Source organism: Mesorhizobium sp. M0217, assembly GCF_040321955.1.
Lineage (GTDB): Bacteria > Pseudomonadota > Alphaproteobacteria > Rhizobiales > Rhizobiaceae > Mesorhizobium.
In genome coordinates this window covers 116,044-133,089 of the sequence record NZ_JAMYSN010000017.1, presented here as the reverse complement: position 1 = coordinate 133,089, position 17,046 = coordinate 116,044, and the positions used below count along the sequence as shown (strand labels likewise).

14 protein-coding genes and 1 tRNA gene are annotated in these 17,046 nt (G+C 63.0%); 8 read left to right on the top strand and 7 right to left on the bottom strand.

Annotated features, from left to right (window positions below; all coding sequences use genetic code 11):
• Positions 1-141: 141 nt before the first annotated feature.
• On the bottom strand, positions 142-1,308 hold the full coding sequence (locus NKJ18_RS23765) for a pyridoxal phosphate-dependent aminotransferase (RefSeq protein ID WP_023669650.1): 1,167 nt from the start codon (positions 1,306-1,308) through the stop codon (positions 142-144).
• Positions 1,309-1,466: 158 nt separating this feature from the next.
• Positions 1,467-1,886, bottom strand: a complete 420-nt coding sequence (gene mscL, locus NKJ18_RS23760) for a large conductance mechanosensitive channel protein MscL (protein ID WP_023681933.1) — start codon at positions 1,884-1,886, stop codon at positions 1,467-1,469.
• 251 nt (positions 1,887-2,137) lie between these two features.
• Between mscL and NKJ18_RS23755 the strand changes: the two genes are divergently transcribed.
• Positions 2,138-5,641, top strand: a complete 3,504-nt coding sequence (locus tag NKJ18_RS23755) for a PAS domain-containing hybrid sensor histidine kinase/response regulator (protein ID WP_352759913.1) — start codon at positions 2,138-2,140, stop codon at positions 5,639-5,641.
• 104 nt (positions 5,642-5,745) lie between these two features.
• Here NKJ18_RS23755 and NKJ18_RS23750 read toward each other — a convergent pair whose 3' ends face one another.
• Together NKJ18_RS23750 and NKJ18_RS23745 are read right to left on the bottom strand one after the other, a co-directional pair.
• Positions 5,746-6,405: a response regulator gene (locus NKJ18_RS23750; RefSeq protein WP_023669647.1), complete on the bottom strand. Its 660-nt coding sequence runs from the start codon at positions 6,403-6,405 to the stop codon at positions 5,746-5,748.
• Positions 6,406-6,522: 117 nt separating this feature from the next.
• Positions 6,523-6,951, bottom strand: coding sequence for a hypothetical protein (locus tag NKJ18_RS23745; RefSeq protein ID WP_352759910.1), 429 nt, complete (start codon positions 6,949-6,951; stop codon positions 6,523-6,525).
• A 201-nt stretch (positions 6,952-7,152) separates the two neighbouring features.
• Here NKJ18_RS23745 and NKJ18_RS23740 point away from each other — a divergent pair, with 201 nt between their 5' ends.
• The gene (locus NKJ18_RS23740) at positions 7,153-7,503 is read left to right on the top strand and encodes a DUF952 domain-containing protein (protein WP_023696684.1); all 351 of its coding nucleotides are present in this window, start codon (positions 7,153-7,155) and stop codon (positions 7,501-7,503) included.
• Entirely contained in the window at positions 7,500-8,570 is a 1,071-nt protein-coding gene (locus NKJ18_RS23735; protein WP_352759907.1) for a quinone-dependent dihydroorotate dehydrogenase, read from the top strand. Before NKJ18_RS23740 ends, NKJ18_RS23735 begins: the two co-directional genes overlap by 4 nt.
• Here the strand turns inward: NKJ18_RS23735 and NKJ18_RS23730 are convergent.
• Complete coding sequence (locus NKJ18_RS23730; protein WP_352759922.1) at positions 8,567-9,904, bottom strand: MATE family efflux transporter; 1,338 nt, start codon at positions 9,902-9,904, stop codon at positions 8,567-8,569. The two genes, NKJ18_RS23735 and NKJ18_RS23730, sit on opposite strands and share 4 nt — an antisense overlap.
• A 217-nt stretch (positions 9,905-10,121) precedes the next feature.
• On the opposite strand from NKJ18_RS23730, the gene NKJ18_RS23725 reads away from it, so the two are divergent.
• Positions 10,122-11,024 (top strand): histone deacetylase family protein, encoded by a 903-nt coding sequence (locus tag NKJ18_RS23725; RefSeq protein ID WP_352759904.1) that lies wholly within the window; start codon positions 10,122-10,124, stop codon positions 11,022-11,024.
• Positions 11,025-11,091: 67 nt separating this feature from the next.
• Here NKJ18_RS23725 and NKJ18_RS23720 read toward each other — a convergent pair whose 3' ends face one another.
• A complete protein-coding gene (locus tag NKJ18_RS23720) occupies positions 11,092-11,355 on the bottom strand; it encodes a DUF6460 domain-containing protein (protein ID WP_352759901.1) in 264 nt (87 codons plus the stop codon).
• Positions 11,356-11,537: 182 nt separating this feature from the next.
• On the opposite strand from NKJ18_RS23720, the gene NKJ18_RS23715 reads away from it, so the two are divergent.
• Positions 11,538-11,611 (top strand) — tRNA-Gly (locus NKJ18_RS23715).
• A gap of 4 nt (positions 11,612-11,615) precedes the next feature.
• Here NKJ18_RS23715 and NKJ18_RS23710 read toward each other — a convergent pair.
• The gene (locus tag NKJ18_RS23710; RefSeq protein WP_023681942.1) at positions 11,616-12,623 is read right to left on the bottom strand and encodes a LysR family transcriptional regulator; all 1,008 of its coding nucleotides are present in this window, start codon (positions 12,621-12,623) and stop codon (positions 11,616-11,618) included.
• A gap of 289 nt (positions 12,624-12,912) precedes the next feature.
• On the opposite strand from NKJ18_RS23710, the gene chvE reads away from it, so the two are divergent.
• The 3 genes from chvE (at position 12,913) to mmsB (ending at position 16,951) form a co-directional block, all read left to right on the top strand.
• A complete protein-coding gene (gene chvE / locus NKJ18_RS23705) occupies positions 12,913-13,983 on the top strand; it encodes a multiple monosaccharide ABC transporter substrate-binding protein (RefSeq protein WP_023681943.1) in 1,071 nt (356 codons plus the stop codon).
• A 152-nt stretch (positions 13,984-14,135) separates the two neighbouring features.
• Entirely contained in the window at positions 14,136-15,668 is a 1,533-nt protein-coding gene (gene mmsA, locus NKJ18_RS23700) for a multiple monosaccharide ABC transporter ATP-binding protein (protein ID WP_027049369.1), read from the top strand.
• On the top strand, positions 15,665-16,951 hold the full coding sequence (gene mmsB, locus NKJ18_RS23695) for a multiple monosaccharide ABC transporter permease (RefSeq protein WP_023669637.1): 1,287 nt from the start codon (positions 15,665-15,667) through the stop codon (positions 16,949-16,951). Before mmsA ends, mmsB begins: the two co-directional genes overlap by 4 nt.
• Positions 16,952-17,046: the final 95 nt, after the last annotated feature.

Below are 17,046 nucleotides of genomic sequence, written 5' to 3'. Positions count from 1 at the left end.
CTTCAGGACGCGCTGGTCGAGACATGGGATGCGCTGGGCATTCCCTACGGCTCCGCCGGACGGCCCACTGTCGCCAAGAGCGACCGGATTGTGCCACTGCTGGTGCCGAAGTCGGGCGGCTGAAGCCGCCGCCCATTTATCTCAAACCGTCCTCATCCATCCCGCCAAGCGATGTGCCGCTTCCTCGAGCTGGTCGAGGCGGCGGTGGAAGCACAGGCGCAAAAACGCCTCTCCGCCAGGGCCGAAGGCGGTGCCCGGCGCCAGGCCGACATTGGCCTTGTCGACGATGTCGAAAGCAGCCCGGCGCGGATCGGTGATGCCGTCGACCGTGAAAAACAAATAGAACGCGCCTTGCGGCACGGTGAAGCGCGCTTTGCCGGTTGCGCCGAGAATATCGCAGACCAGGTCGCGCGCTTTCCTGGCGCGCTCCACCTGCTCGACGATGAAGGCATCACCGTGGTCCAGCGCCGCGACGGCGCCGCGCTGCATGAACTGGGCGACGCCTGAGGTCGAATACTGGATCAGGTTCTCGAATACCTGCTGCAGCTCGGGATGGGTCTTGATCCAGCCGACGCGCCAGCCGGTCATCGCCCAGTTCTTGGAAAAGGAGTTGACGAACAGGATGCGGTCTTCCGCGGTCGAAATGTCGAGGAAGGACGGCGCACGGCCGTGGCCGTAGTGGAACAGCGAATAGATCTCGTCGGCGATGATCCACAGACCCTTTTGGCGGGCGAGATTCAGGATCGCCTGCAGCGTTTCCTTATCGGCCGTCCAGCCGGTGGGGTTCGATGGCGTGTTGACGAACAGCGCCTTGGTGCGCGGCGTCACCGCAGCCGCAATCTTGTCGACATCGCAGGACCAGCCATTGCCCGACTGGTCGAGCGTGACCGCAACCGGGGTAGCGCCGGAAATACCGGCGGCGGCGGCGAAATTCGGCCAGGCCGGGGAGAGATAGACCACCTCGTCGCCGCTGCCGGCGACCGCGGCTAATGCCAACTGAATGGCATGCATGCCGGAACCGGTGGCGATGAATTCCTCTTCGGCGAAGCTCTTGCCGAAATGCCTGGCATAGTAGCGAGAAAGCGCTTGCCTCAGCTCCGGAATGCCTTTCTGCCAGGTATAGAAGGTCTCGCCATTGGCGAGCCCCTTGGCGGCGGCTTCCGAAATGAAGGCAGGCGTCGGCAAATCGCCTTCACCGGCCCAGAGCGGGATCATGCCCTCGCGCGTACGGCCGTAATTGACGACGGCGACAATGCCGCTTTCGGGGGCGGCCACCGCTTCGGCGCGCAAGCTATCGATCAGGGTCATGAACAGGTCCGTTTTGATGTCTGCTTTGATGCATGTCATTATCCAGAACCGCTGCGCACTTATGGGCGACATGCATTGGCGGATGCTCTTAGCAGATGCGGCAACAGAAAACCCCGGCCGCGAACGACCGGGGTTTTGGTCCAGAAATCTGGCCTTGTCTATTTCCTGGCGAGGAGATCGCGAATTTCGGTGAGCAAAGCGACGTCGGCCGGTGGCGGAGCCGCAGGTGCGGCCGGCTTCTCCCGCTCGAGCCGCTTGCGCATGTTGTTCACGGCCTTTACCATCAGGAAGATGATGAAAGCCAGGATGACGAAATTCAGCGCCACGGTGATAAAATTGCCGTAGGCGAACACCGCGCCTTCCTTACGCGCGTCGGCAAGATTGGTCGAATGCACTGTTGATGAGAGGCCTATGAAGTAGTTGGAAAAGTCGACGCCACCAAGTGCGCCGATGAAAGGCATGATGATGTCATTGACAAGAGAATCGACGATCTTGCTGAAGGCCGCGCCGATGATGACGCCGACCGCAAGGTCCATCACATTTCCTTTGGAAATGAATTCCTGGAATTCTTTCAGCATACGACCCTCCTTGTCATGACGGACCGCGCTGCCGCCGTCCCTCCGGCGTCGGCCCGTGCGCACCATAACAAAAACCTGCGGCTGCAACAGAAGCAAAAGCTGGAAAACACCGCTTTCTCCTTACCTTGGTTCACGGTTCGACAGGGCGGCGTCGCGACCATGCGCCGAAAGCCGCGATGGACTTGACCTTAGAGCTGTGATTGCCTCTGGGCAGGCCGGGGTGAAAGCTGGCCGAGGAGGATTTTCGGGCCGTGCAGGGCTGGTTCATCGTCATCATTGCCGTCGCCTATGTGACGCTGCTGTTCGCCATCGCCAGCCTTGGCGACCGGCGGTCGACGGCGTCGGGACCCGGCCACGCCCGGCCCTTCATCTATGCGCTCAGCCTCGCCATCTACTGCACCTCCTGGACCTTTTTCGGCTCGGTCGGCCTGTCCTCCGAGCGCGGCCTCGAATTTTTGGGCATCTACACCGGGCCGGTGCTGGTGTTCGTGTTCGGCTTTCCGCTGCTCAATCGCATCGTGCGGCTGGCCAAGAGCGAGAAGATCACCTCGATCGCCGACTTCCTCGGCGCGCGCTACGGCAAGAGCTTTGCCGTCTCGGCGATCGCCACGCTGATCGCCACCATCGGCGCGGTGCCCTATATCGCACTGCAATTGAAGGCGATCTCCGGTTCGGTCGGCCTGATGGTCGAGCATTATACGGGATCGCCGCCCTCCTTCGATCCCTTCGTCAGCGACATCTCGCTGGTGGTGGCCATGCTCTTGGCGCTGTTTGCGGTGCTGTTCGGCACCCGCCATGCCGACGCCACCGAGCACCAGGACGGGCTGGTGCTGGCGGTGGCGGTCGAAACCGTGGTCAAGCTCGCCGCCTTCCTGGCGATCGGCCTGATGGTCACCTTCCTGATCTTCGGTGGCCTGGGCGACATGATCGACAAGCTGGCCGAAAACAGCCAGGTGCGGCAAGCCATGGGCTACAACACCTCGCTCGCCACCTGGCTGGTGCTGACTTGCCTGAGCGGCTTTGCCATCATCATGCTGCCGCGCCAGTTCTACGTCACCATCGTCGAGAACCGCGGCGAGGCCGAACTGCGCACCGCGACCTGGGTGTTTCCGCTCTATCTCGTGGCGATAAACCTGTTCGTGCTGCCGATCGCCTTCGCCGGCCTGGCGCTGGTCGGCGCCAAAACCACCAGTGACCTCTATGTGCTGGCGCTGCCCTTGTTCGGCGGCCATGACTTCCTCGCCATGGCCGCCTTCATCGGTGGGCTGTCGGCGGCGACCGCCATGGTGATCGTCGAAAGCGTGGCGCTGTCGATCATGATCTCCAACGACCTCGTCATCCCGCTGTTCGTGCGCCGCCTGCTCAAGACCACGACCTCTGAGAATGAGGATTGGTCGACGCTGATCCTCAACGTGCGGCGCGGCGCCATCTTCATCCTGTTGTTCATCGCCTTCCTCTACTACCGCGAAAGCACCAACTCGGCGCGGCTGTCGTCGATCGGCCTGATGTCGTTCGCGGCAATCGCCCAATTCGCGCCGGCGCTGATCGGCGGGCTGATCTGGCGCGGCGCCAATGGCCGCGGCGCGGCCCTTGGCATGGTCGCCGGCATCCTCGTCTGGGGCTATACGCTGCTTTTGCCGTCGCTCTCGGCAGCCGACGCGGACATCGTCGTGCAGGGGTTGTTCGGTTTCGAGGCGCTGCGGCCGCAGGCTCTGTTCGGCACCGTCGCCGAACCGTTGAACCACGGCGTGCTCTGGAGCCTGTCGGTCAACACGCTGTTCTTCGTGCTCGGCTCGCTGTCGCGCGCGTCAGTGCCGCTGGAGCGGATCCAGGCGTCGATCTTCGTGCCGCGCGAATCCGGCCCGATGCCCAGCCTGCGCCGCTTCCGCACCGCCATCACCGTCAACGTGCTGAAGGACACCATCTCGCGCTACCTCGGCGTCGAGCGCACCGAGCGCTCCTTCCAATCCTTCGAGAAAAGCAATGGCGTCTCGCTGCACGGCAATGAGCAGGCCAGCATGGATGTCATCCGCTTTTCCGAGCAGCTGCTGGCGAGCGCGGTCGGCTCGTCTTCGGCGCGGCTGATCCTGTCGCTGCTGTTTCGCCGCAACGACCGCGAGTCCAAGGACGCCTTTCGCCTGCTCGACGACGCCACCGAAGCGCTGCAGCACAATCGCGACCTGCTGCAGATCGCGCTCGACCAGATGGAGCAGGGCATCACCGTATTCGACCGCGATTTTCGTCTGATCTGCTGGAACAGACAATATCGCGCGCTGTTCGACCTGCCCGACGAGATGGGCCAGGTCGGCGTCTCGCTCGACCGCATCCTGCGCCACCTCGCCGAGCGCGGCGATATCCCGGCCGACCAGCGCGTGGCGATGCTCAACCGGCTGACCAGCTTCGTCAGCCCATGGCAGATGGAGTTGACGACCAGTGGCCGAATCCTCGAACTGCGTTCCAACCCGATGCCGGACGGTGGCATCGTTGCCACCTATGCCGACATATCAGGACGCGTCGAACAGGATTTGGCGCTGAAGCGGGCCAATGAATCGCTGGAGCAGCGGGTCAAGACGCGTACCATCGAACTGACTAGGGTCAACGAGGAGTTGACCCGGGTCAATGAGGAGTTGGCGCAGGCGCAGATGCTGGCCGAGGAGGCCAATCTGGGCAAGACGCGCTTCCTCGCCGCCGCCGGCCACGACATCCTGCAGCCGCTGAACGCCGCCCGTCTCTACTGCTCGTCGCTGATCGAAAAGGCCGGCAAGGGCCCGGCCGGGGAGGCTGCTATCAACATCGAATCCTCGCTCGAATCGGTCGAGACGATCCTGGGCGCCGTGCTCGACATTTCCCGCCTCGACGCCGGCGCGATGAAGCCGGACGACAGCGCCTTCCGCCTGGACGGGCTGCTGCGCCAGATCGGCAATGATTTTCAGCCGCTCGCCGCCGAAAAGAAACTCGATCTGACGATCATAGCCTCGTCGCTCAGCGTGTTGACGGACCGCAACCTGCTGCGCCGGCTGATCCAGAATCTGGTCTCCAATGCCATCAAATACACCCCCCATGGCCGCATCCTGGTCGGCGTGCGACGGCGCGGCGAACTCGCCGAAATCCAGGTGATCGACACTGGCATCGGCATTGCCGGCGACAAGCTGAACACGGTCTTCAACGAGTTCACCCGGCTGGACGAAGGCGTGCGCGAGGCCGAAGGTCTCGGCCTTGGCCTGTCCATCGTCGACCGCATCGCGCGGGTGCTGCGGCTCGAGATCCAGATCTTTTCCAACCCGGGCAAGGGTACGCGCTTTTCCGTTATCCTGCCGGTTGCGGCGGTTGAGGCGCCGCGGCGCGAGGTCGAGCCGAAGGCGCCTGCCCGCACCGCGAATTCGCTGGCCGGCCTGCGCGTCATGTGCATCGACAACGACGCCCGCATCCTCGACGGCATGCGGCTTCTGCTCGAGGGCTGGGGCTGCAGCATCGGCACGTTTTCGGGTTCGGAGGATTTTGGCAGGGCCGATCGTCCCGACATCGTGCTTGCCGACTATCATCTCGATGGCAGAAGCGGCCTCGACATCATCGCCCGCCTGCGTGACATCCATGGTTCGGACCTGCCGGCCGTGCTGGTCACCGCCGACCGCTCCACCGAGGTCCGTGCCGCTGCCGCCGCCCTGGACGTGCCGGTGATCAACAAGCCGCTGAAGCCGGCCGTGCTGCGTTCCATGATGGCAAGGGTCAGGCCGCTGGCATGGGCGGCCGAGTAGGGTTCAATGCATGTCGCCCAGAAGTGTGCCCCGGTTCTGGGACCACGACATGCATCGAACAAGAGCTAAAGCGGGTCGCATGAATCCGTTCAGCGCGATGCGCTTTAGCCTGCTGGCTGCAACGGATCGCTGCCGATCTTGGACAGCTGGATCACCGCCTGGGTGCGGCTGTCGACGCCGAGCTTTTGCAGGATGGCCGAGACATGCGCCTTTACAGTCGCTTCGGAGACGCTGAGTTCGTACGCGATCTGCTTGTTGAGCAGGCCTTCGGCCAGCATGCCGAGGACACGCGTCTGCTGCGGTGTCAGCGCCTGCAGCCGCTTGATCAGGTCGGATATTTCGGGGTCGCGCTCGACGCCGAGGTCGATGCCGACGGGTGCTGCGATGTCGCCGGCCAGCACCGTCTGCACGGCGCTGCGAATCTCTTCCATACTGGCCGATTTGGAGATGAAGCCGGACGCGCCGAGATCGAGCGCGCGCCGGATGGTCACCGGGTCGTCATGTGCCGACACCACCACCAGCGGCACCGCCGGGTGGATGCCGCGCAGCGCGATCAGACCGGACAGGCCGCTGGCGCCCGGCATCGACAGGTCGAGCAGCACCAGGTCGACATCCTCATTGGCCACGACCAGGACCTTGGCGCTTTCGAAATCGCCGGCCTCGTGAATGGCTGCGACATCACCAACGCCGGCAAGCGCCTCTTTCAGCGCGCCGCGGAAAAGCGGATGGTCGTCGGCGATGACGAAGGTGTAACCCGACGGCAAATGTTCCTCCCCAAATCCCTTATTGATTATCGGCTTTTACGGGACCGGACGATTATGCGGCGAAGCGCTTTGTCTTCATGCGGCAATGGCCGGACGGGGCATTCCCCGCCGGGCAGTTCAGGTCTTTTGCGAATTGAGATTGGCGCCGTCATCCTTGTCCATTTCCTTGACGATGCCCATGAAGCCGCGCAGCATGCGCTCCATATAGCTCATCGTCTTGTCGAAATCCTCCTCGCTCGGCAATTTCGATTCGAGACGGGCCGACAGCGAATTCTCCAACCTGGCGACGCGTTCGTCCATGGCCTTCATCGAGGACTGCAAACGATCGATCTCATCCTGGAAGGCAGCGCGTTCGTCGGCCGCGATCTTGCAGACGAGCTGGCCGGAGCGCTCCTCGCAGATCGACATGGCGCCGGTCCGGGTATCCATGCGGACATAGCCGTTGGCCGTTTTCTCCAGCCGGTAGCGGTCGGTCTCCTCGGACCAGGCCGATGCCGCGACCAGCGAGACCAGTGCGGCGGGGATCAGTATGTGCTGCAGACGCATGTTCCATCCTCCACGAGCCAGTATGCGCAACCTATCACAGCTTTGCGCCGTAAATGCGGACGAGTTGCCCTTCCCCGCATGAGCCATCCGGACCAGAGCGGGTCGCCGTTCCACGGCGCTCCGCTCTATCTCCTTGTTTTAACGCAATTCCGGGCGGAAAACCGCTTCACACTTTTCCTGGAATTGCTTTATAGCGCAACAATGTCTCAGATCATCTACAAGATCGCGCCCGAAGCCCTTTGGCGCGAGGCCGAGAAAAACGGCCGCTTCACCGGCGCTCCGATCGACATCGCCGACGGCTTCATCCATTTCTCCACCGCTGATCAGGCCAGGGAGACGGCAGCGAAGCATTTCGCCGGCCAGACGGATTTGCTGCTGATCGCCATCGACGGGGCGCTGCTCGGTGACGCGCTGAAATACGAGGTCTCGCGCGGCGGCGCGCTGTTTCCGCATCTCTATGGCGTGCTCGATATGACCGCCGTGCTGTGGGTGCGGCCATTGCCGCTCGGCGCCGACGGCCCGCACCAGTTTCCGGCGCTGGAGGCCGAATGAGCGTGTTCGACCGCATCGGCCAGAAACTACTGTTCACCTTCGACCCGGAAACGGCGCATGGCATGTCGATCGCGGCGCTGCGCTGCGGTCTGCCGGTCGGCGGGCGGACGGTGCGCGACGACAGGTTGAAGCTCAGCCTCTGTGGCATCGCCTTCCCCAATCCGCTCGGCATGGCCGCCGGCTACGACAAGAACGCCGAAGTGCCCGACGCGCTGCTTGGCCTCGGCTTCGGCTTTGCCGAAGTCGGCACCGTGACGCCGCTGCCGCAGGCGGGCAATCCGAAGCCGCGCATTTTCCGGCTGACGGAGGATGACGCGGTGATCAACCGGCTGGGTTTTAACAATGGGGGCCACGAAGCGGCCGAGATGCGCCTTGCCGCCCGCAAAGGACGCGTCGGCATCGTCGGCGTCAACATCGGCGCCAACAAGGACAGCGCCGATCGTGTCCGTGACTATGAGTTGGGCGTTTCCCGCTTTGCGAAATACGCCAGTTATCTCACCGTCAACATCTCGTCGCCCAACACGCCCGGCCTGCGCACCATGCAGGCGCGCGAACAGCTCGGCGAACTGTTGTCTCGGGTCATGGCGGTGCGTGCAGCAGCTTCGGCGCAGCCGCCCCTCTTCCTCAAGATCGCGCCCGATCTGGTCGAGGCCGAGCTGGAGGACATCGCCGCCGAAGTCAGCGAGAAGCAGATCGACGGCGTCATCGTCTCCAACACGACGCTGGCGCGGACCGGATTGCGTAGCACAAGCGGCGAGACCGGCGGGCTCTCGGGAAAACCGCTGTTCGAGCGCTCGACCATCGTGCTGGCCAAGATGCGTCGGCTGCTCGGGCCGGAGCGCGCCATTATCGGCGTCGGCGGCGTCGATTCCACTGATGCCGCGCTGGAAAAAATCCGCGCCGGCGCCGATCTCGTCCAGCTCTACACCGGCATGATCTATGCCGGGCCGGCGCTGCCGGGGCGCATCCTTGCCGGGATGGTGCGATTTGCCGACAAGGAGCGGCTGAAATCATTGCGCGAACTGCGCGACAGCCGGCTCGATCAGTGGGCTGCCAGGCCGCTCTAAAACGCCGTGCGCAACCGGAGCCGCAGGATGGCCATTAGGCTGAAGCCGCGCACCAGCAGGAAAACGTGCAGCGCCGCCCACAGGCCGCGATTGCCGAGAGACGGCGCCAAGCTGAACAATGCGGCGCTGAAGGCCAGGAACGACACCAGCATCATGTTGCGCATGTCGCGCGACCACGTGGCGCCGATGAAGACGCCGTCCATCTGGAAGGCCAGCACGCCGCTCAACGGTGTCAGTGCCGCCCACGGCAGATAGATGTCGGCAGCAGCACGAACGTCCTGCGACGTGGCGATCAACGAAATCAGGCCGGCGCCGCCGAGCCAGAAGATCAGCGTCGCGGTTCCGGCGAGGCCGAACCCCCAGAACAAGGTCAGACGCACCGCCCGGCGGAACGCCGTCTCGGCGCGTGCGCCGATCGCGCGTCCCGCCAACTGCTCGGCGGCTGTGGCAAAACCGTCGAGGAAATAGCCGGCGACGAGAAAGAAGTTCATCAGCACGGCATTGGCGGCCAGCGTCAGCGTGCCGAACTGCGCGCCCTGGCGGGTGAACAGCGCGAAAGCGGCGAGCAGCGAGAACGAGCGGATCATGATATCGCGGTTGAGCGACAGCATGCGCAGGAAAGCGGGCATGTCGAGCAGGCGATGCCGCGGCAGGCGGGGTGCGGCCCGGAACCGCCAGACAACGATGGCGAGACCCAGCAGCATGGCCAGACATTCGCCGGTGACGGTCGCCCAGGCCACGCCGGCGACGCCCCAGCCAAGCCTCAGGCCGAGCAGGATGCAAAGCACGATGTTGATGCCGTTGAGCACCGCCTGCAGCATCAGCCCAAGCCCGCCCTCGCCGCGTCCAAGGACATAGCCGAGGATGGCGTAGTTGATCAGCGTGAAGGGGGCGGCGAGCATTCTGATGTGGATATAGACGCCCATCGCCTCGCCGACGCGCGCTTCGCCGCCGATGAATTTCTGGCCGGCGATGGCGATCAGCGGCGCAAGGACGACAAGCACGATGCCGGCGGCGGCCGCGATCAGCACGGCGCGCCAGAACACCGCCTGCTCCTCGGTTTCGTCGCCGCGCCCAAACGCCTGGGCGACGAGGCCGGTGGTGCCGGAGCGCAGGAAATTGAAGGTGCTGAAGACGACGTCGAAGACCAGGGCCCCGGCCGCCAGGCCGCCGAGCAGGGCGGCATCGCCGAACTGCCCGACCACCGCCGTGTCGACGATGCCGAGCAGCGGCGTCGTCAGATAGGCGAGCGTCATCGGCACGGCGATGGCGAGCACCGAACGGTTGGTGACGGCGAAGGGTCTCGCGTCGGCTGGGGTTGCACCCGTGTCCAGGGGATTGCTGCCTTGCTGGTTGCGGCTTGATCGAACAGCCGATGTGCCCCATTTTCCCGCCACCGCGCAATCACTCTTGCCGTGACGGCCAACCGAAATGTTCTTCTGGCGCGAGCCCGCCGGATCCCAGTACTGGTTTTAAGCAATTCCCAAAGGGAAGCGCTACGCGCTTCTCCCGGGAAAACCGCTGCACACTTTTCCTGGAATTGCTTTAGCCATGCCCCTGCAGATCGTCCATCATCCCGACTACGATGCCGGCTTCGCCGTCAATCATCGCTTTCCGATGAGCAAATATCCGCTGCTGATGCAGGCCCTGCATATCAGGGGTCTGATCCATGCCGGGGCGCTGTCGATGCCCGAGCCGGCGCCGGCCTCCTGGCTGAAGCTCGCCCATGCGGCTGATTATGTCGACCAGGTCATCACGTGTTCAGTGCCTGAAAAGATCGAGCGCGAGATCGGCTTTCCCGTGGGACCGCGCGTTTCGCTCAGGGCGCAACTCGCCGCCGGCGGCACGGTGCTGGCGGCGCGACTGGCGCTTATCAATGGCATTGCCTGCAACAGCGCCGGCGGCAGCCACCATGCGCGGCGCGCGCAAGGCGCGGGCTTCTGCACCTTCAACGATGTTGCCGTCGCTTCGCTGGTGCTGCTAGCCGAAGACGCGGTGAAAAACATCCTGATCGTCGATCTCGATGTGCATCAGGGCGACGGCACCGCGGACATCCTGAAAGACGAGCCACGCGCGTTCACCTTTTCCATGCATGGCGAGCGCAATTATCCGGTGCGCAAGATTGCCTCCGATCTCGACGTTGCCCTGCCGGACGGCACCGGCGATGGCGCCTATCTCGAACGGCTGGGTGTCCTCCTGCCGGAGCTCTCGGCCAAGGCGCACTGGGACATCGTCTTCTACAATGCCGGTGTCGACGTGCGTGCCGAGGACCGGCTTGGCCGGCTGTCGCTCAGCGATGACGGCGTGCGTGCCCGCGACGCCATGGTGATCGGTCATTTCCGCGCGCTGGGCATCCCGGTCTGCGGTGTCATCGGCGGCGGCTATTCGACCGATGTCGCAGCGCTCGCCGCGCGCCACGCCATCCTGTTCGAGGTGGCGTCGGACTTTGCCTGAGTGGCCTTTGGTTTGAGCATGATCTTTTCCGAAAACCGGTTGCCACTTTTCGGGATCATGCTCCGCTTCACTTGCGGTAGTTCGCGACCCTGAGCAGGATGAACACCGGCACGACGATCGCGGCGCCGAGCAGGATATAGCCCAAGAAGCGATAGACCGCGTTGAAGCCGAGATTCCACAGATCGATGAAGAAACCCTGGATGCGGTAGAAGACGTCCATCGGCGTCCAGCCGAACGCATTCATGACCAGGCCGACGAGGAACGACACGACCAGCAGTTTGACGATCACCCTGAAGGGCGAGTCACCGAGAAAGCGCGTCACTGTGGACAAGGGGCCTGCCTCCAGATTGGTTTGCCCGGATTCGGGGTACAAACCCACGAATACGCACTTGCTGCGCCCGCATCAAGGCAGGCGGACTGGCGCAATCGGTCGGGGTTTCCAACAGCCGTTTCCGAAGAGCTGTCCAAGGGCGATTGCCCGAAGCACGCCCGTCATGATATCGAGAGGCCAATGCGGGTATGATGTAATGGTAGCTTGTCAGCTTCCCAAGCTGAACGCGAGGGTTCGATTCCCTCTACCCGCTCCAGTTCCTATCCCACCTCCCGCAAGATAAAATCGTGCAGCATCTTGGCTGCCGGCGACAGGACGCGGTTCTTCACCGTGATCAGGCTGTAGGGGCGGACCTCGATGTCAAACTCGGTCTGGACGACATCGATGGCGCCGGCGAGACCGTCGGGGTTCTGGATGAATTTTGCCACCTGGATCGACACCGGGGCGATGGCGTCGGACTGCGCTACCATGACCAATGTGAGCAGCAGCGACGAGGTGTTGAGGATGCGGTCCGGCAGGGCGATGTTGCGGTTCAGGAAATTGCTCTCCATCGCCTGGCGCAGCGGCGACCCGCCCGACTGGAACACCCAGTCAAAGGCGGCGGTGTCCTCCAGCCGCACCGCCTTCCCATTGTTAAGAGGATGGCCATTGCTCAGCGGGTGGCCTCGGCGCACGATCAGGCAGGCCTTCTCGACGCCGATGACACGGGATTCGAACAGGCGCGGATTGAGGTCTTCGGGAACACGGGCGATGATGAAATCATGGCGCGTGGCGATCAGTTCGCGCGCCAGCACATTCGACGTCTCGACCTGCATGGTAATCTCGATGCGCGGATAGAGGCGGCGTATCTCGCGGATCGCCGGGACCGCCAGTTCGATCGCCGGCGCCGTCACCGCGCCAAGGAACACCGAGCCGCCCTTGCCGGCCTTGAGCTCCGATATTTCGCGGTCGGCCTCGCGCATTTCGAGCAGGATCGAGCGCGCGCGCCGGGCCAGCGCCTTGCCGTAAGGGGTGAGCGTGATGCCGCGCGGCAGCCTTTCGCAGAGCTTCACCTCGAGCACCGCTTCCATCTCGGAAATCATGCGCGAGGCCGCCGGCTGCGAGATGTTCATCACCTGGGCGGCAGCACTCACCCGACCGTGATCGTCGAGTGCTGCGATCATGCGCATGTGACGCAGGCTCAAGCCGCTACGCAGAAGTGTCTCGCCATCGCCCGGCAATTCATCGTAACCGCTTGAAATTCCCTGAGGACCTCGTAAAGCCGCCATGCCTTTTCCCGCTTCCGCCACTGTTCCAGCCCGGTTTAGTCATATACCGGTTTTGGTATAGCAACCACCGAAGATCGCATTTGACAGTTATGGCAAAGGGTCACACTTTCGCGCGTCCTCAAGACTTGACGGTCGATGACGAGCAAAATCGTATCGATTTAAATCTGAGGGCCGATTGGGAGGATACCGGAGATCGATTATGACGGCGGCGGCGCTTTGGCGCATCCGCCCGACTGCGCGGCCCGCGAAGCCCCGAGGTGTCGCGTCCATCAACCAGGGAGAGTTTTACGTGAAAATCATCAAGACACTGGCCGCCGTCGCGGCCCTTGGCATCGCTGCCATGACCTACTCGGCGCATGCAGCCGACAAGGGTCTTGTCGGCGTGCTGATGCCGACCAAGACCTCGCAGCGCTGGATCAATGACGGCGATGCCGTCAAGTCCCAGCTCGAAGCTCTCGGCTACACGGTCGACCTGCAGTACGCTCAGGACGACATCCCCAACCAGCTCAGCCAGCTGGAAAACGAAATCACCAAGGGCCCGAAGGCGCTGATCATCGCTTCGATCGACGGCACGACCCTGTCGGACGCGCTGCAGAAGGCCGCTGACGCCGGCGTCGTCGTCGTCGCCTATGACCGCCTGATCAAGAAGACCGCCAATGTCGATTACTACACCACCTTCGACAATTTCGGCGTCGGCGTGATCCAGGCGAACTCGCTGGTCAAGGGCCTCAAGGAGCGCTTCCCGAACACCAAGCCGTGGAACGTCGAACTGTTCGGCGGCTCGCCGGACGACAACAACGCCTTCTTCTTCTACAACGGCGCAATCTCGGTGCTGCAGCCGCTGATCGATGACGGCTCGATCAAGATCAAGTCCGGCCAGACCGGCATGGACAAGGTCGGCACGCTGCGCTGGCTCGCCGCCACCGCCCAGGCGCGCATGGACAACCTGCTGTCGGCCAACTACTCGGACGGCAGCCGCGTCGATGGCGTTCTTTCGCCCTATGACGGCCTGTCGCGCGGCATCACCGCTTCGCTGCGCGCCGTGGGTTACGGCACCGACGCCCAGCCGTGGCCGATCGTGACCGGCCAGGACGCCGAGACTGCTTCGGTCAAGCTGATCATCACGGGCGAGCAATACTCGACCGTGTTCAAGGACACCCGCGAACTGGCCAAGGCCACCGTCGAACTCGTCGACAAGGTGCTCTCGGGCGGCAAGCCGGACGGCCTCGATGAAAAGACCTACAACAACGACGTCAAGGTCGTCCCCTCGATCCTTTTGACGCCGCATGAGGTCGACAAGTCGAACTACCAGGCACTGGTCGTCGACTCCGGCTACATCAAGGCCGACGAACTGAAGTAATCCGTTTATAAAGACAGGGGTCCTGCGCGACGCAGGACCCCTGTCCGTTCACAAGCGACCCCGGTATTGTTTCTACCGGACTTAGTTTGCGTGCATGTCGTTGTCTCAAACCGCAAGCACTTTGGAGCGACATGCAACAGGAGGAGCTTGCCCTGATGACGACGATTTTGGAGATGCGCGACATCACCAAGACGTTCCCCGGCGTGAAGGCGCTGTCGAACGTCAACCTCAGCGTCGAAGAAGGCGAGATCCACGCCGTGGTTGGCGAGAACGGCGCCGGCAAGTCGACGCTGATGAAGGTCCTGTCGGGCGTCTATCCCGCCGGCACCTATGACGGCCAGATCATTTTTCAGGGTCAGGAATGCCAGTTCAAAGGTATCCATGACAGCGAACACAAGGGCATCGTCATCATCCACCAGGAGCTAGCGCTGGTGCCGATGCTGTCGATCACCGAAAATATCTTCCTCGGCAACGAAAACGCCCGATACGGCGTCATCGACTGGGATGCCAACGAGGCGCGCACCGCTGCCCTGTTGAAGAAGGTGGGCCTCAAGGAGGACCCCAAGACACTGATCACCAATATCGGCGTCGGCAAGCAGCAGCTGGTCGAGATCGCCAAGGCGCTGAGCAAGGACGTCAAGCTTTTGATCCTCGACGAGCCGACCGCGTCGCTCAGCGAGAAAGACAGCCAGGCGCTGCTCGATCTTCTGCTCGAATTCAAGCGCCAAGGCATGACCTCGATCCTGATCTCGCACAAGCTCAACGAGATCAACCGGGTCGCCGACAAGGTAACCGTCATCCGTGACGGGCGCACCATCGAGACGCTGGCCAAGAAGGATATCTCCGAAGACCGCATCATCACCTCGATGGTCGGCCGTTCGCTAGACGACCGCTATCCGCCGCGCGAGCCCAAGATCGGCGAAGTCGTGTTCGAGGTGAAGAACTGGTCGGTCTATCACCCGCTCCATGCCGAGCGACAGGTGATCAAGGGCATCGACATCAATGTGCGCAAGGGCGAGGTGGTCGGCATCGCCGGGCTGATGGGCGCCGGCCGCACCGAATTCGCCATGAGCCTGTTCGGCCGCTCCTATGGCCGCCGCATCACCGGCGAAGTGCTGCTCAAGGGCAAGCCGGTCGATGTCTCCTCGGTAAGCAAGGCGGTCCAACACGGCATCGCCTATGTCACCGAGGACCGCAAAACCTACGGCCTCAACCTTATCGACCATATCAAGCATAACATTACGCTGGCCAATCTCGACGGCGTGTCGCGCCACAGCGTGATCGACGACATGCGCGAGCTTGCGGTCGCCAACGACTATCGCAAGAAGACCAATATCCGTGCGTCAAGCGTCTATCAGATGACCGGCAATCTTTCCGGCGGCAACCAGCAGAAGGTGGTGCTGTCGAAATGGTTGTTTGCCGACCCTGACGTGCTGATCCTCGACGAGCCGACACGCGGCATCGATGTCGGCGCCAAATATGAAATCTACACGATCATCGCGCGCCTTGCCTCGGAGGGTAAGGCGATCGTGGTCATCTCGTCGGAAATGCCGGAATTGCTGGGGATTACCGACCGCATCTACGTCATGAACGAAGGGCGCATGGTGGGCGAAATGCCGGCGGCGGAAGCAAGCCAGGAAAAGATAATGCGCGCCATCGTCCGGGGAGAAGGAAAAGCAGCATGAGCACCGAAAGCGCCCCCGCCCCGCAGGGCAACGTCGCCGACGAACAGCGCCCGCGCATCGCCGTCTCGGCGCTGGCGACGAATTTACGCGAATACGGACTGATCATAGCCCTGATCGTCATCATGCTGTTCTTCCAGTTCACCACGTCGGGGACGTTGTTCAAGCCGGTCAATCTCAGCAATCTGGTGCAGCAGAACTCCTTCATCATCGTGATGGCGCTCGGCATGCTGCTGGTGATCGTATCGGGCTATATCGACCTCAGCGTCGGATCGGTCGCCGGTTTCATCGGCGCGCTGGCGGCAAACATGATGGTCATCTGGCAGCTCGGACCGCTGAGCAATCCGCTGGTGGTTTCGATCGTCTGCCTGGTCGCGGGTGGCCTGATCGGCGCCGCGCAAGGGTATTGGATCGCCTATCACCGGATACCGAGCTTCATTGTCACGCTGGCCGGCATGCTGATTTTCCGCGGCATTTGCCAGGCGTTGCTTGGCGGCGGCTCGTCGGTGGGTCCGCTTCCCGACGACTTCAAGATGCTCAGCTCCGGCTTCATCCCGGATGTGATCGGCCCACTGACGCTCGTCCCGCCGGTCGTGAACGCAGCCGGCAAGACCATCATGGGCAGCGGCGTGACCCTGCACATGACGACGGTCGTGCTGGGGCTGATCGCCGTGCTCGCCTATGCCTATTTCGGGGTCCGCACCCGGCGCAAACGAGAACGCCATGGTTATGAGGCCGAGCCCTTCACCCTGTTCGTCGTCAAGACGCTGGTCGCCAGCGCGCTGGCGCTGTTCCTGGTCTATGAGTTTGCCAGCTACCGCGGCCTGCCCGTGGTGCTGCTGGTCATGGGCGTGCTGATCACGCTGTTCGTCTTCGTCACCAAGCGCATGACCATCGGGAGGCGCATCTACGCCATGGGCGGCAATCCCAAGGCGGCGCAGCTGTCGGGCATCAACACCGAGCGGCTGACGCTGATGGTGTTCATCAATATGGGCGTGCTGTCGGCGCTTGGCGGCCTGATCATCGCGGCTCGTCTCGGCCAGGCGGTGCCGGCGGCGGGTCTCGGCTCGGAGCTCGATGTCATCGCCGCAGTGTTCATCGGCGGCGCCTCGGCGATGGGCGGCGTCGGCCAGGTTATCGGGGCGGTCGTCGGCGGCTTCATCATGGGCGTGATGAACAACGGCATGTCGATCATGGGCGTCAATGTCGACTGGCAGCAGGTGGTCAAAGGCCTGGTGCTGCTCGGCGCCGTGATCTTCGACGTCTACAACAAGAACAAGGCCTGACAAGCTTCAGCGAGGCAAGCAGGAGGCATACGGTCGCGGCGCAGCCGGCAAGTTGTCGGCATAAGAAGTCCCCCGAGGGATGGAGCTCGCGAGCG